Below are 20,736 nucleotides of genomic sequence, written 5' to 3'. Positions count from 1 at the left end.
GCTGGCGCGTGCTTGGCGCTTTGCGTGGGCGCGCGCTTTCTCTATCTCCGCATGCTTTTTCCAGCCAGATCGCCCTGTGGCGGTGGAGCAGTGCGTTGACTGAATCGATTGAGCGTGACGCCCGGCATAAGGCGCGAATGGCCCGCAAGAAAGCCCTTATTGACGAGAAAATCGCCCAGGCCCGGGACGAATACGGCCTGCTGCTGGTGCACAGCGGTAATGGCAAGGGCAAGAGCAGCAGCGCCTTTGGCATGGTCGCCCGCGCGCTGGGGCACGGCCTCAAGGTTGGCGTAGTGCAATTTATCAAGGGCGCGGCCAGCACCGGCGAAGAAGCCTTCTTTCGCCGCTTTCCCGATGAAGTCAGTTATCACGTAATGGGCGAGGGCTTTACCTGGGAGACCCAGGATCGCCAACGCGATATCGACAAGGCCCGCGAAGCCTGGGCGGTAGCGGCGCAACTGCTTAACGATCCGGCCATCGGCCTGGTGGTGCTCGACGAGCTGAATATCGCCCTGAAATACGGTTATCTGGAGCTCGACGCGGTGCTCGCCGATATTGAAGGGCGGCCGCTGCTGCAGCATGTGGTGGTAACCGGTCGCGGCGCGCTGCCAGGGATGATCGAGGCGGCGGATACCGTCACCGAGATGAGCCTGGTCAAGCACGCGTTCAAGGCCGGGGTAAAGGCGCAGAAGGGAGTCGAATTTTGATCAGCGCCCGCTCTTGCCCCGCACTATTGATCGCCGCGCCGGCCTCTGGCCAAGGCAAGACCACAGTGACCGCTGCCCTGGCGCGTTTACATACACGCCAGGGCAAGCGCGTGCGGGTATTCAAATGCGGCCCGGATTTTCTCGACCCGATGATTCTCGCCCGCGCCAGCGGCGCGCCGGTGTACCAGCTCGACCTGTGGATGGTCGGCGAAGTAGAAAGCCGTCGCTTGCTCTGGGAGGCCGCCGGTGAGGCCGATCTGATTCTGATTGAAGGGGTGATGGGCCTGTTCGATGGCACGCCATCGGCCGCCGATCTGGCCCGGCATTTTGGCGTGCCGGTGCTAGCGGTCATCGACGGCTCTGCCATGGCGCAGACCTTCGGCGCGATGGCCCATGGCCTGGCGACCTTTCAGCCGGATCTGCCGTTCTCTGGGGTGCTTGGTAACCGGGTTGGCAGTACGCGGCATGGCGAGATATTGCGCGATGCGCTGCCGGCCTCGATCCGCTGGTACGGCGCGCTGCCGCGTAGCGCCGAAGTCGGCTTGCCGAGTCGCCATCTGGGTCTGGTGCAGGCGGGCGAGTTGGCTGATCTGGATACGCGCCTGGACGCCGCCGCTGATGCCTTGGCCGCCAGCGCCGATACCAGTCTGCCGCCGCCGGTCAGTTTCGCCGCGCCTGAGCAGGCAAGGCCCGCACCGCTGCTCGAGGGCGTGCGGATCGGCGTGGCGCGCGACAGCGCCTTTGCCTTTCTCTACCAGGCAAATCTTGATCTGCTGCGCGAACTGGGCGCCGAATTGCAGTTCTTTTCGCCGCTCAGCGATCAGCAATTACCGGATATCGACAGCCTGTATCTGCCTGGCGGCTACCCGGAGCTGCACCTGGCCACGCTTGAGGCCAACCAGGCGATGGCCGAGTCGATTCGCGCGCACCATGCTGCCGGCAAACCAATCCATGCTGAGTGCGGCGGCATGCTTTATCTGCTCGACAAACTGACCGACAAACAGGGCGCGAGCGGGCAGATGCTCGGGCTGTTAAACGGCGAGGCGACCCTGCAACCGCGCATGACCGCCATGGCCTTGCAGCAGGCTGCACTGCCGGAAGGGCTGCTGCGCGGCCACAGCTTCCACTACTCGGCGTTAAGCAGTGAACTGCAACCGCTGACCCGTGGTGAGTGCCCGAACTACAAGCGCACCAGTGAAGCGGTCTATCGCCAGAGGCGGATGACGGCCTCCTATATCCACTTCTATCTGCCGTCCGATCCGGCTGCGGCCGCTGCGCTGTTTCTCCCTGGAGCGCCGGCATGAGTGAACAGGCCTTCAGCCCTGATGAGCGCGCGGCGGTTTACCGCGCTATCGCCGAACGCCGCGATATGCGCCATTTCAGCGGCGGCGAGGTGGCTCCCGAGCTGCTTGCGCGCTTGCTGGAGGCCGCCCATCAGGCCCCCAGCGTCGGCCTGATGCAGCCATGGCGGTTTGTTCGGATTACTCGCCCAGCTTTGCGTGAGGCGATTCACGGTCTGGTGGATGAGGAGCGTGTGCGCACCGCCGAAGCGTTGGGTGAGCGCAGTCATGAGTTTATGCAGCTCAAGGTCGAGGGCATCCGCGACTGCGCCGAGCTGCTGGTGGTCGCCCTGATGGGCGGCCGCGAGGCCCATGTATTTGGCCGCCGCACCTTGCCGGAAATGGACCTGGCGTCCTTGGCCTGCGCGATTCAGAACCTCTGGCTGGCGGCGCGCGCCGAGGGCTTGGGCATGGGCTGGGTGTCGCTGTTCGAGCCCCAGGCCCTGGCGGATCTGCTCGGTATGCCGGCCGGCAGCAAACCGCTGGCGGTGCTGTGTCTAGGGCCTGTGACGGAATTCTATGAGGCGCCGATGCTGGTGCAGCAAGGCTGGGCCGAGCCACGCCCGCTTAGCGAATTGCTGTTCGAGAACCAGTGGGGCACGCCATGAGCCTGGTTCTTAGCACCTGCGCCGGGGTCGCTCTGGATGCCGTGTTTGGCGAGTCTAAGGGTTGGCACCCGCTCGTAGCCTTTGGCCGTATGGCCGAGCGCATCGAGCAGCGTTTCAATCCGGCCGGGCGCGGTTGGCGCAGTCACGGCGTCAGTGCCTGGTGCCTGGCGGTGTTGCCGCTGACTCTGCTGACCTGGCTGTTAAGCCAGATCGGTGGGCTGGGTTGGGCGGTGGAGATTCTTGCGCTATACGCCGCCTTGGGTTTGAAAAGCCTGGGCGAGCATGCCATGCCGGTGGCCCAGGCCTTGCGTCTGGGTGACTTGCGCCTGGCGCGCGAGCGGGTTGGTTATATGGTCAGCCGCAACACCGCGCAGTTGGACGCCACGGGCGTGGCCCGCGCCGGCAGCGAGTCGGTACTGGAAAACGGCAGTGATGCGGTTTTCGCCGCGCTGTTCTGGTTTGTCGTTGCCGGTGCGCCAGGCGTGGTGCTCTACCGCCTGAGCAATACCCTGGATGCCATGTGGGGTTATCGCAACGAGCGTTTCGAGCGCTTCGGCTGGGCCGCAGCGAAGATCGATGATGGACTCAATTACATCCCGGCGCGGTTAGTGGCGCTGACCTATGCCTTGCTTGGCCAAACCATGCTGGCTTTGCGCTGTTGGCGTACCCAGGCGCCGCTATGGGACAGCCCTAATGCCGGCCCGGTGATGGCGGCCGGAGCTGGGGCATTGGGCGTCAGCCTTGGCGGCGCGGCGGAATATCACGGCGAGCTGCACGTACGGCCGGAACTGGGGGCGGGGCCGCCACCCAGGGCGCGCGATATCGAGCGGGCACTCAATCTGGTCAATGGCGGCGTACTGCTGTGGTTGGTGCTACTGCTGTTGTGGAGTGCTTTTTATGCTTGAGCATGGTGGGCGTCTACGTGCTGCTGCGCTGCGTTATGGCATCGCCCTAGCGGACTGGCTGGACCTGTCCACCGGCATCGCGCCTTACGGTTGGCCGCTGCCGACGATTCCCGCCAGCGCCTGGGCGCGCTTGCCCGAACAGCAGGATGGCCTGGAAATCGCCGCGCGTGATTACTACGGGGTGAGCAATCTGCTGCCGGTTGCGGGCTCCCAGGCGGCGATTCAGGCGTTGCCGCGTTTGGTGCGGGATGCGCGGGTCGGCATCGTCTCGCCTGCCTATGCCGAACACGCGGCTGCCTGGCAACGCGAGGGCCATCGCCTGCTGGAACTTAGCGAAGGCGGTATCGAACGGGCGCTGGAGCGCCTGGATGTGCTGCTGCTGATTAACCCGAATAACCCGACTGGCCGGCGTATCGAGCCCCAGCGCCTGCTGGAGTGGCATGCACGCCTGGCCGAGCGCGGCGGTTGGCTGGTGGTGGATGAAGCCTTTATCGATTGCACGCCTGAGTTCAGCCTGGCGGCCTTTAGCGAACGGCCGGGGCTGATCGTCCTGCGCTCGTTCGGCAAGTTTTTCGGTTTGGCCGGGATCCGTTTGGGCTTTGTACTGGCCCAGCCAACCGTGCTGGAACAGCTGGCCGAATTGCTCGGGCCCTGGACTGTCAGCGGCCCGAGTCGGGTGGTGGCCATCGCGCTGCTGCAGGATCACGCCGGTCAGCATTTGCAGCGTGAACGTCTGTTGGCCGATGGCGAACGCCTGGCCGCGCTGCTTAGCGCACAAGGTTTTGCGCCGACGGGTGGTTGCGCGTTGTTTCAGTTTTGCTGCACAACCGTTGCTGCCGAACTGCATGAGTTTCTTGCGAGCCAGGGCGTTCTTACCCGGCTTTTCAGCAGCCCCAGCAGTCTGCGTTTTGGTCTGCCGGCCGATGAGTTTGGCTGGCAACGCCTGCAGCAGGCGTTAGCGCTATTTGCCAAGGAATCAGCATGACCACCTTGATGGTGCAAGGCACCACGTCGGATGCCGGCAAAAGCACCCTAGTGACCGCGCTATGCCGCTGGCTTAAGCGCCAGGGCGTTAGCGTGGTGCCGTTTAAACCGCAGAATATGGCGCTTAACTCGGCCGTCACCGCCGACGGTGGCGAAATCGGCCGCGCCCAGGCGGTGCAGGCCCAGGCAGCCGGTCTGCTGCCGCACACCGATATGAACCCGGTGCTGCTCAAGCCCAATAGCGACACAGGTGCCCAGGTGATCATCCACGGCCGCGCGCTAAGCAGCATGGATGCAGTCGCCTATCACGATTACAAAAAGGTGGCGATGCAGGCGGTGCTGCAATCGCACCAGCGCCTGAGTGACGCCTATCCGGTGGTGATGGTGGAGGGCGCCGGTTCGCCGGCGGAGATCAATCTGCGCGCCGGCGATATCGCCAATATGGGCTTTGCCGAGGCGGTGGATTGCCCGGTGATTCTGATTGCCGATATCGACAAGGGCGGGGTGTTCGCTCACCTGGTCGGCACCCTGGCGTTGCTTTCCGCGAGCGAGCAGGCGCGGGTGCAGGGCTTTGTGATCAACCGTTTTCGCGGCGATATCGCCCTGTTGCAGCCGGGGCTGGACTGGCTGGAGCAGCGCACCGGCAAGCCGGTGCTCGGGGTATTGCCCTATCTGATGGATTTTCATCTGGAGGCCGAGGACGCCATCGATATTCGCCAGAGCGCCAAGGCGGCCGAGCGGATCAAGGTCGTGGTGCCGGTATTGCCACGCATCAGCAACCATACCGATTTCGACCCGCTGCGCCTGCACCCGCAGGTCGAGCTGACCTTTGTCGGCCCCGGTCAGGCGATTCCTGCGGCCGACCTGATAATCCTGCCGGGCTCGAAAAGCGTACGCAGCGATTTGGCTTTTCTGCGCGAGCAGGGCTGGCCGGCGGCTATCGACAAGCACCTGCGTTATGGCGGCAAGCTGCTGGGCATCTGCGGCGGTTTGCAGATGCTCGGCACGCAGATCGACGATCCCCATGGCCTGGAAGGTGCGGCGGGGTCGAGCCCGGGGCTGGGGCTGCTGGATTTCAGTACCGTGCTTGCACCGGAGAAACAGCTGCGCAATGTGCGTGGCCGGCTGTACCTGGAAAATGCGCCGATCAGCGGTTACGAGATTCATGCTGGCGTCAGCAGTGGCGCGGCCCTGGAAATGGCAGCTGTGCAACTGGACGATGGCCGCTGCGACGGTTCACTAAGCGCCGATGGTCAGGTGCTCGGTACTTACCTGCATGGCCTGTTTGAAAGCAGCGAAGCCTGTAGCGCACTGCTGCGTTGGGCGGGCCTACGCGAGGTGCAGCAGGTGGATTACCACGCCCTGCGTGAGCGTGATATCGAGCGCCTGGCCGATCTGGTCGAGGCGCATCTGGATACGGCAAAACTGCGAACGTTATGTGGCCTGTAGGGTGGATCACGCTTTATCGATCCACCATTTGCGGCGTGATGGTGGATGTAAAAAGCGATATCCACCCTACAGCAAGACAAGGTGAGCTATGCATGAACTGATTCTCGGCGGTGCCCGTTCCGGCAAGAGTCGCCTGGCGGAGCGGCTGGCGGCCGAGTCCGGCCTGGCGGTGACTTATATCGCCACCAGCCAGCCGCTGGATGGCGAAATGAGTGTGCGGGTACAGCAGCACCGTGCGCGCCGTCCGGCGCATTGGGGGTTGGTGGAAGAACCGCTGGCCCTGGCCCGTGTACTGCGCGAACAGGCGGCTGCGGACAAGTGCCTGCTGGTCGATTGCCTGACGCTGTGGCTGACCAATCTGTTAATGCTGGATAACCCGGCGCGCCTAAGCGCTGAGCGTGATGCGTTGCTGGATTGCCTGAGCGGTTTGCCGGGGCGGATTGTGTTGGTCAGCAATGAAACCGGCCTGGGTGTGGTGCCGCTGGGTGAACTGACCCGGCGTTATGTGGATGAGGCCGGCTGGTTGCATCAGGCCCTGGCCGAGCGCTGTGAGCGTGTGGTGTTTACCGTGGCGGGGTTGCCGATGGTTCTCAAGGGGAAAGCGCTATGAGTGAGCAATGGTGGCAACAGGGCTGTCAGGCGCTGGATATGCCGGCGCGCAGTAAGGCTCAGGCGCGTCAGCTTGAACTGACCAAGCCGGCGGGCTCCCTCGGCCAGCTGGAGCAGCTAGCGATTGATCTGGCGGCCATGCAGGGCAACCCAAGACCGTGCATTGAGCAGCTGTGGATCAGCATTTTTTCCGGCGACCATGGCGTGGTCGCCGAGGGTGTATCGGCGTTCCCCCAGGCCGTCACCGGACAGATGCTGCGCAACTTCGTCAGCGGCGGCGCTGCGATCAGCGTATTGGCCAAACAGCTGGGCGCAACGCTTGAGGTGATCGACCTGGGTACCGCGCTGCCGTTGGAACCGCTACGCGGCGTGCGTCATCTGCATATCGGCGCGGGCACGGCGAACTTCGCCCAAGGCCCCGCGATGACTGCTGCGCAGTTACTCATGACCCTTGATGCAGGCCGGGCCAGCGTGCAGCGCGCCCGTGAAGCCGGTAGCCAGCTGTTTATCGGTGGTGAGATGGGCATCGGCAATACCACCGCGGCCACGGCCATGGCCTGCCTGCTGCTGGAGTGCCCGGCCCAGGAGTTGGTCGGCCCAGGCACCGGCCTGGATAGCGCGGGTGTAGCGCACAAAGCCGAGGTGATCGAGAGTGCGCTTGCGTTGCATCGCCCGGCGATCAGTGAACCCATCGACATACTGCAACGCCTCGGCGGCTTCGAGATTGCTGCGCTGAGCGGCGCCTATTTGACCTGCGCGCAGCAGGGCATCACCGCCCTGGTGGATGGTTATATCTGCAGCGTTGCCGCCTTGCTGGCGGTACAGCTGAATCCGGCTTGCCGTGAATGGCTGCTGTTTGCCCACACTGGCGCCGAGCCCGGCCATCAGCGGGTGCTCAAGGCGCTGCAAGCCGAGCCTTTGCTCGATCTGGGCCTGCGCCTGGGCGAGGGCAGTGGGGCGGCCCTGGCCGTGCCGCTGCTGCGACTGGCTTGCAGCCTGCACAACGATATGGCCACCTTTGCCGAGGCGGCGGTGGCCGAGCGCCCTGCATGACGGTCTATCTGGAACTGCTGCGCCACGGTGAAACCGAGCTGGGCGGTGGCCTGCGTGGCAGCCTCGATGATGCCCTGACCGAAACCGGCTGGGCGCAGCTGCGCGCGGCGGTGGCCGACGGCAGCCGCTGGGATCGGCTGATCAGCTCGCCGTTGCAGCGCTGCGCGCGCTTTGCCGAAGAACTGGCCGCACAGCACGGCGTGCCGCTGAGTCTGGAGGCCGATCTGCAGGAGCTGCATTTCGGCGCCTGGGAAGGGCGCAGTACGGCCGAATTGATGCAGACCAGCGCAGAAGATTTAGGCCGTTTCTGGAGGGACCCCTACGGCTTTACCCCTCCTGAAGGCGAGCCGTTGTTGGCTTTCGAGGCGCGGATATTGAGCGCATTGCAGCGTCTGCAGGCGCGCCATACCGGCGAGCGACTGCTGCTGGTGACCCATGGCGGGGTGATCCGCCTGTTGCTGGCGCGCGCCCGTGGCTTGCCGCGCAATGATTTGCTGCAGGTGGCGGTGGGGCATGCCGAGCGCTATCAACTGTGGCTGGACGAGCAGGGCGAGCTGCGGGAGCGCGCATGACATCCTGGTGGATTGCGTTGCAGTTTCTTACCCGCCTGCCGGTGACCCTGGCTGGCATGCCGACGCCTGAGCAGATCGGCCGTTCGTTGCTGTTCTATCCACTGGTGGGGCTGCTGATCGGCCTGTTGCTGCTCGCCGCGCAACAACTGCTGGGCGATAGCGCTGTGCTGTTGCAGGCGGCGTTATTGCTGACCTTATGGGTGGGCATCAGCGGTGGACTGCACCTGGATGGCCTGGCCGACAGCGCCGATGCCTGGGCGGGTGGCTTTGGCGATAAAGAGCGCACCCTGGCCATTATGAAAGACCCTCGCAGCGGGCCGATTGCGGTGGTGGCGCTGGTGCTGGTGCTGTTGCTCAAGTTTGTTGCCTTGGCGACGCTGCTTGAAGCAGGGTCTGCGTCTAGCGCCTTGCTGCTGGTCCCGCTGCTTGGGCGTAGCGCAATGCTGGCGCTTTTTCTGACCACCCCCAACGTGCGTCCCGGCGGCTTGGGCCAGGCCATGACCGAGCATCTGCCACGCACGCTCGGCTGGCGTGTGCTGATCGCCAGCGCGCTGCTTTGCGTGTTTTGCGGCGGGCTCTTGGGATTACTGGCGGTGGTGATTGCCTGTGCGCTGTTCTGCTTCGTGCGGCGGCTGATGTGTCAGCGCATCGGCGGTACCACTGGCGATACCGCCGGTGCTCTGCTGGAAACGCTCGAGTGCGTTGTACTGCTGGGTTTGGCTATCAGCGCTTAGCCTATGGGTGCAAGCCGAGCGCGTTAAGAGAGCGCCAGCGCGTTGCATTCATCAGCGCAGCGCTGGCAGGCCTGAGCGCACTGCTGGCAGTGCTCGTGTTGGTGTTTCATACATTCTTCGGCGCAGGCCTGACACGCGACCGCACAAAGCCGGCAGAACTCATCGACCAGGGCGCTCTTGCGGGCCATCAGCACTTGCGCCAAGTGGCACATATCCGCGCAATCGCGGTCGAGTCGAATACACGTGGCCATCATGCTCACGTCGTTTTCCTCAAGGCAGGCCGATGCGCAGGTCTCACAGGCAATTGCGCAAGCGCTGCAGGCTTGCATGCAGGATGCGTATTGGGACGAACTCATGGTCATGTTCTCCAATAGTGGGTGAGTTCTGTTTGACCGGCGTGACGTTAGGCGTGTTCAGGTTTTTTCGGTGATGGGGGCTCGCTTTACGGGTTGTTTATTGGTCGATGGTCGACTTGTTTTAACGCTCGCCTGGCGTCACTCTCGGCGATCTGATTGAACGATCAACTAATTCAACGACTATTTGAGCTGTCAGGGAGGCAGGGAGCATGAGGACAATTGGGCGCGGCAGTATGTGGATACTGCTCGGTGCATCGCTGATCCTGGCGCTGTCGTTGGGCATTCGCCATGGTTTTGGCCTGTTTCTGCCGCCGATGAGCGCCGAATTCGGCTGGGGGCGTGAAGTGTTCGCCTTCGCCATCGCCCTGCAGAATCTGATCTGGGGCCTGACCCAGCCGTTTACTGGTGCGCTGGCGGACCGCTTCGGCGCCAAACGCACGGTGATAGTCGGCGGCGTGCTGTATGCCATTGGCCTGGGTTGCATGGGCCTGGCCGACTCGCCGCTGAGCCTGTCGCTAAGCGCCGGATTATTGATCGGCATCGGCCTGTCCGGTACCTCGTTCTCGGTGATTCTTGGTGCGGTGGGCCGCGCCGTGCCGATTGAAAAACGCAGCATGGCCATGGGTATCGCCGCCGCGGCGGGCTCCTTCGGTCAGTTCGCCATGCTGCCCGGCACTTTGGGGCTGCTCAGCTGGCTAGGCTGGTCGGTGGCGCTGATGGCCTTGGGGCTGCTGGTAGTCTTGATCGTGCCGCTGGCGGCGATGCTCAAGGACACACCGCTACCCCTTACCGGCCAGGAGCAGACACTGGGTGAGGCCTTGCGCGAGGCTTGCGGTCATTCAGGGTTCTGGCTGTTGGCGATGGGCTTTTTTGTCTGCGGTTTTCAGGTGGTGTTTATCGGCGTGCATTTGCCGGCCTATCTGGTCGATCAGCATCTGCCGGCGCTGGTCGGCACCACGGTGTTGGCACTGGTGGGGCTGTTCAATATCTTCGGCACCTATATCGCTGGCTGGCTGGGCGGGCGGATGTCCAAGCCGCGCCTGCTCAGCGCTTTGTACCTGGCGCGAGCAGTGGTGATTACGGCGTTTATCCTGACGCCGCTGACGGTCTGGAGCGCCTATGCCTTTGGCGTGGCCATGGGCCTGTTGTGGCTGTCGACGGTGCCGCTGACCAATGGCACGGTGGCGACCCTCTTCGGCGTGCGCAACCTGTCGATGCTTGGCGGTATCGTGTTTCTGTTCCATCAGCTGGGCGCGTTTCTCGGCGGCTGGATGGGTGGTTATCTGTATGACCACACTGGCAGTTATGATCTGGTCTGGCAGATTGCTGTACTGCTCAGCCTGCTTGCCGCCGCGCTGAACTGGCCAGTACGCGAGTTGCCCGTGGCACGCTTGCAACAACAGGAGGCGAATGCATGAATACCGACTATGGCTGGAACACCGCGCTGGTGATGGCCGGCATGTTGGCCCTGGGCCTGGCCTGGTGGGGCTGGCTGCAAAGTGGTCTCGCATTCTTACAGCTGGGGCTGGGTGTTTGCTGAGTTCATCATGGTGATTCGTATGTGGCGTTTATCCCTGTTGGTTGTCGTTCTATTTAGCGCCTGGGTTGGTTCGGCGCACGCGGCTGAATGCCCGGCATTGTTGCAGGGCGAGGTGCAGAAGCTGCGCAGCGAGGAACGTATCGACCTTTGCGCGCAGTTCGCCGGCAAGCCGCTGGTGGTGGTCAATACCGCCAGTTTCTGCGGCTTCACCCCTCAGTTCAAAGGCCTTGAAGCACTCTATCAGCGCTACAAGGAGCAGGGCCTGCAGATCCTCGGCGTGCCGTCTGATGACTTCCGCCAGGAGGCTGACAGCAGCGAAGAAACCGCCAAGGTCTGTTATGTCAATTACGGTGTGACCTTCCCCATGAGTGACACCCAACGCGTGACCGGTAGTGGTGCGTTGCCGCTGTTCAAGGAACTGGCCGCGCAGAGTCAGGCGCCACGCTGGAATTTCTCCAAGTATGTGATCGATGCCCAGGGCAGGGTGATCGCCAGCTTCCCCAGCACCACCACCCCGGATGATTCGGCATTCTTGGCCGCCGTTGAGCAGGCGATTGCTTCGCAGCACTGAAACCAGGGTGGGGTAAAGACTCACCCATCTGGGCGATAGCTCACTTCCCAGCACCTCCTTAAAGTTGTGAGTACGCCGGACGCAGTTTCCCGGCGTGCCAACAAGAAAAATAAGGAGGCACCCATGCGTCGCGTTATTACTACTGCTCTAGCTGCCTGCGCCCTGGTCGGCGCGGTTGAGGCCCAGGCCAACTACACCAAGACCAAATACCCGATCGTACTGGTACACGGGGTGACCGGCTTCGATACCATCGGCGGTCTGATCAACTACTTCCACACCATCCCCTGGAACCTCGAGCGCGATGGCGCCAAGGTCTATGTGGCCAGCGTTTCGGCGCTAAATGACAGCGAGCAGCGCGGCGCCGCGTTGGCTAAGCAGATCGTGCCATGGGCCGGCGCCAATGGCGGCAAGGTCAACCTGATCGGCCACAGTCAGGGCTCGCCAACCTCGCGCGTCGCCGCCTCGCTGCGTCCAGATCTGGTGGCCTCGGTGACGTCGGTCAACGGCGTCAATAAAGGCTCGAAAGTCGCCGACGTGCTGCGCGGGGTGATTCCACCCAATAGCGGCATCGAGGGTGGCGCCAATGCCCTGGCCAATGCCCTGGGCGCGGTCATCAACCTGCTGTCCGGCAGCAGCAATCCACAGAGCGGTATCGATGCGCTGAAAACCCTGACCACCGCCGGTACCACTGCGCTGAATGGTCGCCATCCGTGGGGCGTGAATAGCAGCAGCTACTGCGCCAAATCCACTGAAGTGCACAATGTGCGCGGGCACAACATCCGTTACTTCTCCTGGACCGGTAATACCTCCTACACCAACGTCTTCGATGCGGTCGATCCGTTCCTGGCGATCACCGGGCTGGCCTTTGGCAGCGAGAAGAACGACGGCCTGGTCGGCGTCTGCTCCACTTACCTGGGGCAGGTGATCGGTGATGGCTACAACATGAACCACGTGGATGCGATCAACCATCTGTTCGGCATTCGTGGCTGGACCGAGCCGGTTTCGCTGTATCGCCAGCATGCCAACCGCCTGAAAAACAAAGGCGTCTGACCGTCGCACCAGCGGGCTGCGCCATGCAGCCCGCAATCTGGAGGTCATATGGCCCTGTCGCTGCGTTCAACTGTTCCTCCCCTGATACTGGCCGGCAGCGTTGTCGGCCTTACGCTTTATTGGCAATGGCCAGCCATTGTTGCGCCCCTCTCGCCTGCCATTCCTGCTGTTGTCAGTGCGCCTTTGTCTGCTGCTCCCAGCCCTTTGCTGCAAAGCGCCAAAACCGACGTATCAGCTGCTAGAGCGCCGGCAAACCTGCCGGGTTTGCAGGGCACCGAGGTGGATGGCGAATTGAAAGCGGACAGCGCCGGTAATCTGCAGCTGAACCTAGCACTGCGCGATTATCTGGATTACTTCCTCAGCGCCGCCGATCAAGCTGGCCTGGAAACCGTGGTCGAGGTGATGCTGGTCGACGCCCGTGGGCGTTTGCCGGAGCCAGCCCTGGGTCAGTTTATCGGCCTGCTGGGCGATTATATGGATTACAAGCGCGCCAGCCTGGCGCTGTTGCAGCAACCCTTGAGCAGTGCCCAGCAAAGTACCCCGGATGGCCAGTTGGTTGCCTTGCAGCGGGCCTTCGAGCAATTGGCGCAGCTACGTCGGGCACACTTCTCCAGTGCGGCGACCGAAGCCCTGTTCGGTGCCGAAGAAGCCTACGGCCGTTACACCCTGGACAACCTGGCGCTGATGGCCCGTGATGATCTCAGTGAGCACGGCAAGGCCCTGGCGCAGGAGCGTTTGCGCGCCCAGCTACCCGAGGCCATGCGGGCCAGTGAAGAGCGTCAGGCCCAGGCTCAGGCGTTGCAAATCGAAACAGACAAACTTTGGCAGGAGGGTGCCAGCGAAGAGCAGGTGCGTCAGCTGCTTGCCTTAACCTATGATCCACCCACGGTCGAACGCCTGCTCAGCGAGCAGCGTAACGAGCGCGCTTGGCAACAACGTTATGCCACCTACCAGCAGGAACTTGCCGCTTTGCAGGGCAATGGCCTCAGCGCTGCGGATCAGCAGCAGGAGCAGCAGCGTTTGCGCCAGCGTCTATTCAGCGCCGAAGATCAGCACCGGGTGGAAACCTATGACGCCATTGCCGCCAAGCAACAGGACAATCAACCGCCCGAGCTGTAAGCCATGAGCCTGGAGCGTCAGGAAGCGCTGCTACTGACCCAGCAGCGCCGCGGTTACCGCCGGCTGCGTTTTACCAACGTGCTGGAAGATGGTTTTGTTGAGCACCGGGTTCAGCGTATTCGGCGCCGACTGTTGCTGATCAGCAGCACTGCGGTGATCTTTCAACTGGTCTACACCGTCCTCGATCTATTGCTGCTGCCCCTTAACGCCAGCCTTGCCACCCTGCCAGTGCGACTGCTGGGCATATTCGCCGCGCTGCTGTCCTTCTTCTACTGTCGCCGTCCGCAGAGCCCGCCGAGACGCGCCCTGTTGGTCTATGTGGCCGCTTACGCCTTCAACGGTGTTTGCGTCGCGGTGATCATTCATCTGTGCTGGAGTCTGGGCGTCGCCATGCCTTATGACGGGCTGTTTCTGGTGCTGCTGTTTGGCTACGTGCTGCTCGGCGTGTCGTTCCGCGCGGTCAGCCTGGCGTCCTGGGGTGTGTGCGGGCTGTTCCTCTGGATGGGGCTGATCGCCACGGGTGGCAGTGTGGCACTGGGTTATCAGGGCCTGTTTCTGTTTTGCGCCAACCTGATTGGCAGTGTCGGTGCTTATCTGCAGGAGCACGGTCAGCGTGGCGCCTGGCTTAATCTGCGCTTGCTTGATTTGGCGCGGCAACGTGCCGAAGCCGATGACGCGCGCAAACTGCGTCTGTTGGCCGCCGCCAGCCATGATCTGCGCCAACCATTGAACGCCATGGGCCTGTACGCCCAACACCTGCTGGAGCAGAACCAGGACCCCGGCGTGCACCGCATCAGCAGCCGTCTGGCGATTGCCGTGGAGCAGCTCAGCCGGCTGTTGCAATCGCTGTTCGATTACACCCGTCTGACCCTGCCCGGTGGTGTGCAGGCCAAGCCGGAAGTGTTTGCCTTGCGCCCCTTGCTGGCACGCCTGAGCGATGAAAGCCGCGCCGAGGCCGACGCCCAGGGTGTCGAGCTGCAGCTGCAATGCGCGGACCTCTGGGTGCGCAGTGATCCGCTGCTACTGGAGCGCATGCTGCGCAACCTGCTGAGCAATGCTTTGCGCCATGCTCAGGCGCGGTATATCTGGCTGCATGTTCATGCCGAACAGGGCGTGGTGCGGCTGGAGGTGGGTGATGACGGTCAGGGTTTGAGCGAGGAAGAACAGGGCCAGGTGTTTGAAGAGTTCCGCCAATTGGACAATCCCGGCCGCAATGCCGAGCGCGGGCTGGGCTTGGGCTTGGCTATCGTCCAGCAATTGGCGCAGTTGCTGGGGCATCCGCTGCAGCTGGAATCGGGCCCAGGCGAGGGCGCGCGCTTTATTCTGCAGCTGCCGCAGGCTGCAGCCGGTGAGTGGCAAGCACCCGTGGCGGTTGCTGCGGCATTGAGCGGACGGGTGTTATTGCTGGAAGACGATGCAGCGGGCCGCGAGGCGTTGTCCGGTTTATTGCAACGCTGGGGTTGCGAAGTCTGGGCCTGCGCCGATCCAGCCGAGGCCTTGCAGTGTTTACCCGAGGCGCAGCCGCAGGTGCTGATCAGCGACTACCGACTGGCCGCCACCGAGGACGGTTTGCGCGTTATCGAGCGCTTGCGCGAAGAGGCCGGGCGCATGCTGCCGGCCTTGCTGATTACCGCTGACGTCAGCGCCGACCTGCAGGAGCGCTGCACCCGAGCTCATGTCATTTTGCTTGGCAAACCGCTGCTGCCGGCCCGATTGCGTCAGGCTTTGGCGGTGCTGTTACCGGCAGAGCTTAGAGCCAGCCCCGTTGCCGCGCCGCACTGACGCAGGCAGTCCGGGTATGTACGGAAAACTCCTGAAACAGTGATTTCAGATGGGTTTTCACCGTGTCTTCGGAGACGCCCAGCTGACGGCTGATGGATTTGTTCGGCAAGCCTTCGGCGAGTAGCTGGAGGATTTCCATCTGCCGGGGGGTGAGCTGCGGTTTGTCGCCAGTCTGCGGTGCGGGCAGGGTTTCTCCCAGCAGTACGCGGGTCACCGCCTGGCGCAGTTCATCGCTATTGGCACTTTTCGGGATAAAGCCCAGCGCGCCGGCGGCCAGTGCGGCCTGGGCGTCCAGATTGGAGTCGCTGGCGCTAAGGATCGCTACTGGGGTCATGCGGCCTTGTTGTTGCCAGCGTTGCAGCAGCTCCAGGCCCGGCATATCGGGCAGGCGCAGATCGAGCAGAATCAGGTCGAAGGTGGCGTGTTGCAGGCAGGCTTCGGCGGCGGCAGCGGATTCGGCGGTGCGAATCTGCAGATCGTCGCAGAGCGGGGCGAGGGCCAAGCTAAGGCCATCGAGAAAGATCCGGTGGTCATCTACCAGTAACAGGCTGAGCTGTTCGGGCAGGGCAGTGCAGAGTGCAGTCATAGGGCTGTCTCAGGCGGCGTTATTATTTTTGTGGACGCCGCGCGAGTTTAACCTAAACCGCTGGTTGATTTAGAAGCGGTACGTCACTTGTGCGCCCAGGCCGTGGGCCGTGTTTTTGTAGGTTGCGCGGTAATCGTCCCTTTCGATATGGGCGTCGTCTTCCATCAGGTAGGAGTAGGCCAGGTCGATGGTCACATCATCATTCGGGCTCCAGGCTGTGCCCAGGCTGAGGATGGTGCGGTCGCCGGTGGGGATGCGTGGCGAACGGTCGGCGTTATTGGTCGGCGACTGGTCTATGGCCAGGCCGGCGCGCAGGGTCCACTGCGGATTCAGCTTGTAGGCGGCGCCCACGGCGTGCGCCCAGGTGTCGTGCCAGTTCTGTGGTTCACTGATGCTGCTGAGGTTTCCTGCTAGCAAGCCACCTACGCGTTTGTTATCAGCGCGAATCTCTTGCAGACGGCTCCAGCGCGTCCAGGTGCTGCCGGCGTACAGAGTCCAGTCGGCATCCAATTCGTGAGTTACCGAGAAATCTACCGATTCCGGGGTGGTCAGCTCCAGTGACGCGTCGTAGGTCCCAGCCGATGAACCAATGACAAAGCCTGGACCTGAAACCGTGGTATCGCCTTTCAGGCGGTAATCAACCTTGGAGTGGTAGGTCAGGCCGAAACGCGTTTGTGGGCTGATTTCAAACAGCACGCCGACGTTGTAACCCAGCGCGGTGTCATCACCCTTGATTTCGACCTTGCCATCACCTGCGCCGGGAATCGGGTTGTTGATGGCCGAGGTCAGCTCGCCGTCGATACGGTTGATGGTTGGGCCGAAGCCGATCGACAGGTGCTCATTGAAGCGATAGCTCAGGGTCGGCTGCAGGGTAATCACCCGAACTTCGCTACGGTCGCCGTGGTAGCGGCCCTGGAAGTCGCGCTCGTAATCGGTCACCAGGCCAAACGGCACGTACAAGCCCAGGCCGAAGCTCCAGTTGTCATCCAGTGGTTTGACGTAATAGCCCATAGGCGCGCCGATAAACGGCACCATGTCGCCGTCATTGCTGCCGCTGGCAGAGCCGCTGGCGTTGTCGATATCGGTTTTTGCGTGGATCAGGGCAACGCCGCCGCTGACTTGTTCACGCTTGATACGTGCCATACCGGCTGGGTTGCCGAATACGGTGCTGGCGTCATCGGCAGAGGAGGAGCGGCCAGCGAAGGCGGTACCCATGCTGCTGACGCTTTGTTCGTTGATGGCAAAGCCGCTGGCAAAACCATGGCTGGCGGCAGAGGCAAGGGCAAGGGACAGGCAGGTCTTGACGACTCTTCTAGTCACGGTGGACTCCTAGATTTTAGCGGGGGCGGAAACTAACAACTTTTCCTGACCCTTGCCAAGCCTTCGAAGTTCCCGAGATAGAGCGTTGTATGCCTTTAATTTGAGGCTATTTTCTGCTAACTGCGCTGAAAGTTGTCGGACAATATTGGCTCTCTGCCGTGGCCTCAGGCCACCTGGCTAAGGCTGCCGATGCAGCGTTGCCAGGCGGCGATAAAGTCCTTGGTGCGGCCGTGGGGCCTGAAAACCCGACGCCAGACTTGTGCCATGCCGAGCAGATCATCGGCGGCCGGTAGTTCGCGGTGTTCGGCTTCGATCAGCATCCAGGCAATCGCCGTTGCGTAACGCAGGTTGACGGTCAACTCCAAGTGCGGTGCTGCGAGGAAGGCATGCTGGCTGGCAAGGCCGCGTACCTGGCTGGCGAGATCCGGGTCCAGTGCCAGGTGTTGATCCCAGAGCTGTTGGTGGCGCTGTGCGGCGATGCGGTAAAGGCCATGACCATGTTTGTCATCGAGGGCCGAACCGAGCCCGGATTGGCTGGCGGCGGCACCGAGCAACAAAGCTTCGGCAGCGTTGGAATGGCGGCCCAGGTAGAGCAGGGTAGGGCGGATGACGTACTGACTTAACTCGCAGGCGGCAATTCCCATAAAGCCCTCGGCGGTAAATGACCGATGGGGCCGGGGCGCTGGCAGCTTCGACTTATTCTGAGAAAGGCCCCACCGGGAGCGGGGTTAGCCGCTCATGTTGAAGTGTAGTGCGACCTTTCAACTGTAAAGGGCTGTTTTTAAATTGTTTTCGGCTTTCGGTTATTGCCTATATTCCAGTTGGTGCTTAGCCACGGCTGGCTGGCGTCACACTCGCGGCCAGCCAGATTTCGCTGAAATTAGTCGCCAGTGGCCATTGGCCGGGTGGGGTCGGTGATCCATTCGCTCCATGAGCCTGCATACAGCGGGGACAGGGGGTAGCCCGCCAGACACAGGGCGAACAAGTTGTGGCAGGCGGTTACGCCTGAACCGCAGTAGGCGACCAGCTCACAGGCCGGGCGCTCGCCGAGATATACGGCAAAGCGCTGGCGCAGCTGCTGCGGGCTGAGAAAGTGGCCGTCGCTGTCGAGGTTGTCGGTGAACGCCGCGCACTGCGCGCCGGGAATATGCCCGGCGACTGGGTCGATCGGTTCTACCTCGCCTCTGAACCGCGGCAGGCCTCGCGCGTCCAGCAGCGTTAGATTGCTAGCCCCGAGGCGCTGTTGAAGCTGCGTAGCGCTAACCAGCAGGCTGGCATCGGCGTTGCCATTAAAGGTGCCGGAAGTCTGTGTGGGCAGGTCCTGAGTCAATGCGCCGCCGGCCTCGCGCCAAGCCTTGAGGCCGCCATCGAGCAGGTACACACCGTCACGCTTGCCCAGCCACGCCAGCAGCCACCAGGCGCGGGCTGCAAAGGCGCCGGGGCCGTCGTCGTACAGCACCACTTCGCTGTGATTGTTCAGACCCCATTCGCGCAGACGCTGCAGCAATTGCGCTGGTTCTGGCAGGGGATGACGGCCGGTGATGCCTTTGTGGATCGGCCCGGACAGGTCGCGCTCCAGATCGGCAAACTGCGCGCCGGGGATATGCCCTTCGGCGTAGCTACGCTGGCCGTAGGCCAAATCTTCCAGGGCAAAGCGGCAATCGAGAATCAGCAGATCGGGTTCATCTAGGCGGCGCTGTAGCTGGGCGGCGCTGATCAGTTGGGCGAGGGGCATGATGTGCGTCCTTGGCGGTCGGTAAAAGGAAGAAGGCCAGGCTGGCATCTGAAGAGCGTTCTAAGTGGGCGATGCCCGGCCTGATCCGTCTAAGATTGCAGGGGGCAGAGCATAATCGGCATTGGCTCGAAGTTGCCACGGCTTGGTAGCCGATGTCGTTACCGATCTGCGTCGATGGATGCCAGCGCTTGAGTTAGCGGCGTAATTGGGGATATTGATAGCCTCTGACCGGCAGGCGAGATGGCCATGGATTTTCTTTTTATGGTGGTGGCTTATACCTTGTTGGCCGGTATGGCCATGCCACTCGGCGCGGGTTTTGCCAGTGTCGAACGTATCCGTCCGCGCTGGTTGGAAAGTGAGCTACGCCACGGGGTGGTTGCTTTCGGTGGCGGTGCGCTGTTGGCTGCGGTCGCGCTGGTACTGGTGCCGCAAGCGATTGTGTGCTTTGAGCCGGCTGCGGCCGCTCTGTGGTTCTGCGTCGGCGGCGCTGCCTTTATGGGGCTGGATATTCTGCTTGATCGGATGAACACTCCCGCCAGCCAGTTAGCTGCGATGTTGACCGACTTCATTCCTGAATCCCTGGCTCTGGGTGCCGCGTTTGCCCATGGCGGCAAGGGTGCGATGTTGTTGGCCATCCTGATGGCGATGCAGAACCTGCCGGAGGGTTTCAATGCTTATCGCGAGATGAGCCAATCGAGCGGCTACAGTCGTAAACGCCTGCTTTCGCTGTTTGCCGCAGCCGCATTGCTTGGGCCAGCTGCTGGCGTATCCGGTTATTTATGGTTGGATGATTCGCCGCAAGTGGTTGCGGCGGTGATGTTGTTCGCTGCTGGCGGTATTCTCTATTCGGTGTTTCAGGATATCGCCCCTCAGGCCAAGCTGAACAAACATTGGGCGCCGTCGCTCGGCGCGCTGCTGGGTTTCATGCTCGGTATCGTCGGGCATATGCTGACTGGGGGTTGAGCTGCGCCTGCTGTATTGTTCGCCTCTCCTTATGCACTCCCTCCCCACGAGACCATCATGAAGCGTTTTGTATTGCTCGATACCGCCCCGATTCCCGATGGCTCCGGTGCATTGTGCCTGTTCGAGTACGGTGAGGATTTTGTGATCAAAATTGCCGGCGGCGATGGCGGTCAGCTAATGAATACGCGCATGCATGGCTCGGAAGACGCCCTGGCGGCGATTCCCTGCAAGAAAGTCGCCGGTCGGCCGGATTCACGGGTTTTGATCGGCGGCCTGGGCATGGGTTTCACCCTGGCCGCGGCGCTGCAGAACCTGGGCAAGACCGCCGAAGTGGAAGTGGCCGAGCTGGTGCCTGGCGTGGTGGAGTGGAACCGCGGCCCGTTGGGCGCCAAGGCCGGTTACCCGATTCTCGATCCGCGTACCCGGGTAATTCAGGACGATGTCGCCAATTGCCTGAAGAGCGCCGATCAGCGTTATGACGCGATCATGCTGGATGTCGACAACGGCCCCGAAGGTCTGACTCAGAAGCGCAATAGCTGGCTGTATTCCGCCCAGGGCCTGCAGCGCTGCTATCAGGCGCTGCGCAACAAGGGCGTGCTGGCAGTGTGGTCGGCCAGCGCCGACCGGGTATTCAGCGACAAAGTGCGCAAGGCCGGCTTCAAGGTCGAAGAAGTGCAGGTCTACGCCCATGGCAACAAGGGCACCCGGCACACCATCTGGATCGCCGAAAAGATCAAATAGGTAAATCCCGAA

General features: G+C 62.4%; 23 protein-coding genes. 18 read left to right on the top strand and 5 right to left on the bottom strand.

The window, feature by feature from the left end; all coding sequences use genetic code 11:
* Window positions 1-95: 95 nt before the first annotated feature.
* The 10 genes from cobO to AACY25_RS10900 all read left to right on the top strand — a co-directional run bounded on the left by cobO (window position 96) and on the right by AACY25_RS10900 (window position 8,961).
* On the top strand, window positions 96-707 hold the full coding sequence (gene cobO / locus AACY25_RS10945) for a cob(I)yrinic acid a,c-diamide adenosyltransferase (protein WP_339524495.1): 612 nt from the start codon (window positions 96-98) through the stop codon (window positions 705-707).
* Window positions 707-2,011 carry a cobyrinate a,c-diamide synthase gene (locus AACY25_RS10940; RefSeq protein ID WP_339524997.1) on the top strand — a complete coding sequence of 435 codons (1,305 nt, stop codon included), beginning with the start codon at window positions 707-709 and terminating at the stop codon, window positions 2,009-2,011. The genes cobO and AACY25_RS10940 overlap by 1 nt, the downstream gene beginning before the upstream one ends.
* Complete coding sequence (bluB, locus tag AACY25_RS10935) at window positions 2,008-2,655, top strand: 5,6-dimethylbenzimidazole synthase (RefSeq protein WP_339524493.1); 648 nt, start codon at window positions 2,008-2,010, stop codon at window positions 2,653-2,655. The genes AACY25_RS10940 and bluB overlap by 4 nt, the downstream gene beginning before the upstream one ends.
* Window positions 2,652-3,560, top strand: a complete 909-nt coding sequence (gene cbiB / locus AACY25_RS10930) for an adenosylcobinamide-phosphate synthase CbiB (protein WP_339524491.1) — start codon at window positions 2,652-2,654, stop codon at window positions 3,558-3,560. The genes bluB and cbiB overlap by 4 nt, the downstream gene beginning before the upstream one ends.
* Window positions 3,553-4,545 (top strand): threonine-phosphate decarboxylase CobD, encoded by a 993-nt coding sequence (gene cobD, locus AACY25_RS10925; protein ID WP_339524489.1) that lies wholly within the window; start codon window positions 3,553-3,555, stop codon window positions 4,543-4,545. The genes cbiB and cobD overlap by 8 nt, the downstream gene beginning before the upstream one ends.
* Complete coding sequence (locus tag AACY25_RS10920) at window positions 4,542-5,993, top strand: cobyric acid synthase (protein ID WP_339524487.1); 1,452 nt, start codon at window positions 4,542-4,544, stop codon at window positions 5,991-5,993. Before cobD ends, AACY25_RS10920 begins: the two co-directional genes overlap by 4 nt.
* An 88-nt stretch (window positions 5,994-6,081) precedes the next feature.
* On the top strand, window positions 6,082-6,603 hold the full coding sequence (cobU, locus tag AACY25_RS10915) for a bifunctional adenosylcobinamide kinase/adenosylcobinamide-phosphate guanylyltransferase (protein ID WP_339524486.1): 522 nt from the start codon (window positions 6,082-6,084) through the stop codon (window positions 6,601-6,603).
* The gene (cobT, locus tag AACY25_RS10910; RefSeq protein WP_339524484.1) at window positions 6,600-7,655 is read left to right on the top strand and encodes a nicotinate-nucleotide--dimethylbenzimidazole phosphoribosyltransferase; all 1,056 of its coding nucleotides are present in this window, start codon (window positions 6,600-6,602) and stop codon (window positions 7,653-7,655) included. The genes cobU and cobT overlap by 4 nt, the downstream gene beginning before the upstream one ends.
* Window positions 7,652-8,227, top strand: coding sequence for an alpha-ribazole phosphatase family protein (gene cobC / locus AACY25_RS10905; RefSeq protein ID WP_339524482.1), 576 nt, complete (start codon window positions 7,652-7,654; stop codon window positions 8,225-8,227). Before cobT ends, cobC begins: the two co-directional genes overlap by 4 nt.
* The gene (locus AACY25_RS10900; RefSeq protein WP_339524480.1) at window positions 8,224-8,961 is read left to right on the top strand and encodes an adenosylcobinamide-GDP ribazoletransferase; all 738 of its coding nucleotides are present in this window, start codon (window positions 8,224-8,226) and stop codon (window positions 8,959-8,961) included. The genes cobC and AACY25_RS10900 overlap by 4 nt, the downstream gene beginning before the upstream one ends.
* A gap of 23 nt (window positions 8,962-8,984) precedes the next feature.
* Here AACY25_RS10900 and AACY25_RS10895 read toward each other — a convergent pair whose 3' ends face one another.
* On the bottom strand, window positions 8,985-9,317 hold the full coding sequence (locus tag AACY25_RS10895) for a four-helix bundle copper-binding protein (protein ID WP_339410748.1): 333 nt from the start codon (window positions 9,315-9,317) through the stop codon (window positions 8,985-8,987).
* A 209-nt stretch (window positions 9,318-9,526) separates the two neighbouring features.
* Here AACY25_RS10895 and AACY25_RS10890 point away from each other — a divergent pair, with 209 nt between their 5' ends.
* From AACY25_RS10890 to AACY25_RS10865, 6 genes are all read left to right on the top strand, one after another.
* The gene (locus tag AACY25_RS10890) at window positions 9,527-10,735 is read left to right on the top strand and encodes an MFS transporter (RefSeq protein WP_445262138.1); all 1,209 of its coding nucleotides are present in this window, start codon (window positions 9,527-9,529) and stop codon (window positions 10,733-10,735) included.
* The gene (locus AACY25_RS10885; protein WP_304865155.1) at window positions 10,732-10,857 is read left to right on the top strand and encodes a hypothetical protein; all 126 of its coding nucleotides are present in this window, start codon (window positions 10,732-10,734) and stop codon (window positions 10,855-10,857) included. The genes AACY25_RS10890 and AACY25_RS10885 overlap by 4 nt, the downstream gene beginning before the upstream one ends.
* Window positions 10,858-10,876: 19 nt before the next feature.
* Window positions 10,877-11,428, top strand: a complete 552-nt coding sequence (locus AACY25_RS10880) for a glutathione peroxidase (protein WP_339524478.1) — start codon at window positions 10,877-10,879, stop codon at window positions 11,426-11,428.
* Between the two features lie 123 nt (window positions 11,429-11,551).
* Window positions 11,552-12,478: an esterase/lipase family protein gene (locus AACY25_RS10875; RefSeq protein WP_339410753.1), complete on the top strand. Its 927-nt coding sequence runs from the start codon at window positions 11,552-11,554 to the stop codon at window positions 12,476-12,478.
* A gap of 48 nt (window positions 12,479-12,526) precedes the next feature.
* Window positions 12,527-13,597, top strand: coding sequence for a lipase secretion chaperone (locus AACY25_RS10870; protein WP_339524476.1), 1,071 nt, complete (start codon window positions 12,527-12,529; stop codon window positions 13,595-13,597).
* 3 nt (window positions 13,598-13,600) lie between these two features.
* The gene (locus AACY25_RS10865) at window positions 13,601-15,379 is read left to right on the top strand and encodes an ATP-binding response regulator (protein ID WP_339524474.1); all 1,779 of its coding nucleotides are present in this window, start codon (window positions 13,601-13,603) and stop codon (window positions 15,377-15,379) included.
* On the opposite strand, the gene AACY25_RS10860 is transcribed toward AACY25_RS10865, so the two are convergent.
* The 4 genes from AACY25_RS10860 to AACY25_RS10845 all read right to left on the bottom strand — a co-directional run bounded on the left by AACY25_RS10860 (window position 15,348) and on the right by AACY25_RS10845 (window position 19,020).
* Window positions 15,348-15,965 carry a response regulator transcription factor gene (locus AACY25_RS10860; protein ID WP_339524472.1) on the bottom strand — a complete coding sequence of 206 codons (618 nt, stop codon included), beginning with the start codon at window positions 15,963-15,965 and terminating at the stop codon, window positions 15,348-15,350. The two genes, AACY25_RS10865 and AACY25_RS10860, sit on opposite strands and share 32 nt — an antisense overlap.
* A 69-nt stretch (window positions 15,966-16,034) precedes the next feature.
* A complete protein-coding gene (locus tag AACY25_RS10855; protein ID WP_339524470.1) occupies window positions 16,035-17,285 on the bottom strand; it encodes an OmpP1/FadL family transporter in 1,251 nt (416 codons plus the stop codon).
* A gap of 164 nt (window positions 17,286-17,449) precedes the next feature.
* Window positions 17,450-17,929 carry a hypothetical protein gene (locus tag AACY25_RS10850; RefSeq protein ID WP_339524468.1) on the bottom strand — a complete coding sequence of 160 codons (480 nt, stop codon included), beginning with the start codon at window positions 17,927-17,929 and terminating at the stop codon, window positions 17,450-17,452.
* Window positions 17,930-18,165: 236 nt separating this feature from the next.
* Window positions 18,166-19,020: a sulfurtransferase gene (locus tag AACY25_RS10845; protein WP_339524466.1), complete on the bottom strand. Its 855-nt coding sequence runs from the start codon at window positions 19,018-19,020 to the stop codon at window positions 18,166-18,168.
* A 246-nt stretch (window positions 19,021-19,266) separates the two neighbouring features.
* On the opposite strand from AACY25_RS10845, the gene AACY25_RS10840 reads away from it, so the two are divergent.
* Together AACY25_RS10840 and AACY25_RS10835 are read left to right on the top strand one after the other, a co-directional pair.
* Window positions 19,267-19,983, top strand: coding sequence for a ZIP family metal transporter (locus AACY25_RS10840; RefSeq protein WP_339524465.1), 717 nt, complete (start codon window positions 19,267-19,269; stop codon window positions 19,981-19,983).
* A gap of 57 nt (window positions 19,984-20,040) precedes the next feature.
* The gene (locus tag AACY25_RS10835; protein WP_304865139.1) at window positions 20,041-20,724 is read left to right on the top strand and encodes a spermidine synthase; all 684 of its coding nucleotides are present in this window, start codon (window positions 20,041-20,043) and stop codon (window positions 20,722-20,724) included.
* The last annotated feature ends 12 nt before the right edge of the window (window positions 20,725-20,736 follow it).

Source organism: Pseudomonas sp. EA_35y_Pfl2_R111 (assembly GCF_963970955.1).
GTDB lineage: Bacteria > Pseudomonadota > Gammaproteobacteria > Pseudomonadales > Pseudomonadaceae > Aquipseudomonas.
Note: the sequence above shows the minus strand (reverse complement) of the source record. Positions and strands in the feature narration are given on the sequence as shown.

Excerpts from the sequence above, each read along its gene's own strand:
- AACY25_RS10850 (WP_339524468.1), bottom strand. The coding sequence starts at position 17,929 with ATGGGAATTGCCGCCTGCGAGTTAAGTCAGTACGTCATCCGCCCTACC.
- AACY25_RS10885 (WP_304865155.1), top strand. The coding sequence starts at position 10,732 with ATGAATACCGACTATGGCTGGAACACCGCGCTGGTGATGGCCGGCATG.
- cobC (WP_339524482.1), top strand. The coding sequence starts at position 7,652 with ATGACGGTCTATCTGGAACTGCTGCGCCACGGTGAAACCGAGCTGGGC.
- AACY25_RS10890 (WP_445262138.1), top strand. The coding sequence starts at position 9,527 with ATGAGGACAATTGGGCGCGGCAGTATGTGGATACTGCTCGGTGCATCG.
- AACY25_RS10870 (WP_339524476.1), top strand. The coding sequence starts at position 12,527 with ATGGCCCTGTCGCTGCGTTCAACTGTTCCTCCCCTGATACTGGCCGGC.
- cbiB (WP_339524491.1), top strand. The coding sequence starts at position 2,652 with ATGAGCCTGGTTCTTAGCACCTGCGCCGGGGTCGCTCTGGATGCCGTG.
- cobT (WP_339524484.1), top strand. The coding sequence starts at position 6,600 with ATGAGTGAGCAATGGTGGCAACAGGGCTGTCAGGCGCTGGATATGCCG.
- AACY25_RS10895 (WP_339410748.1), bottom strand. The coding sequence starts at position 9,317 with ATGAGTTCGTCCCAATACGCATCCTGCATGCAAGCCTGCAGCGCTTGC.
- cobU (WP_339524486.1), top strand. The coding sequence starts at position 6,082 with ATGCATGAACTGATTCTCGGCGGTGCCCGTTCCGGCAAGAGTCGCCTG.
- cobD (WP_339524489.1), top strand. The coding sequence starts at position 3,553 with ATGCTTGAGCATGGTGGGCGTCTACGTGCTGCTGCGCTGCGTTATGGC.
- AACY25_RS10860 (WP_339524472.1), bottom strand. The coding sequence starts at position 15,965 with ATGACTGCACTCTGCACTGCCCTGCCCGAACAGCTCAGCCTGTTACTG.
- AACY25_RS10875 (WP_339410753.1), top strand. The coding sequence starts at position 11,552 with ATGCGTCGCGTTATTACTACTGCTCTAGCTGCCTGCGCCCTGGTCGGC.
- AACY25_RS10845 (WP_339524466.1), bottom strand. The coding sequence starts at position 19,020 with ATGCCCCTCGCCCAACTGATCAGCGCCGCCCAGCTACAGCGCCGCCTA.
- AACY25_RS10880 (WP_339524478.1), top strand. The coding sequence starts at position 10,877 with ATGTGGCGTTTATCCCTGTTGGTTGTCGTTCTATTTAGCGCCTGGGTT.
- AACY25_RS10835 (WP_304865139.1), top strand. The coding sequence starts at position 20,041 with ATGAAGCGTTTTGTATTGCTCGATACCGCCCCGATTCCCGATGGCTCC.
- AACY25_RS10920 (WP_339524487.1), top strand. The coding sequence starts at position 4,542 with ATGACCACCTTGATGGTGCAAGGCACCACGTCGGATGCCGGCAAAAGC.
- AACY25_RS10865 (WP_339524474.1), top strand. The coding sequence starts at position 13,601 with ATGAGCCTGGAGCGTCAGGAAGCGCTGCTACTGACCCAGCAGCGCCGC.
- AACY25_RS10840 (WP_339524465.1), top strand. The coding sequence starts at position 19,267 with ATGGATTTTCTTTTTATGGTGGTGGCTTATACCTTGTTGGCCGGTATG.
- bluB (WP_339524493.1), top strand. The coding sequence starts at position 2,008 with ATGAGTGAACAGGCCTTCAGCCCTGATGAGCGCGCGGCGGTTTACCGC.
- AACY25_RS10900 (WP_339524480.1), top strand. The coding sequence starts at position 8,224 with ATGACATCCTGGTGGATTGCGTTGCAGTTTCTTACCCGCCTGCCGGTG.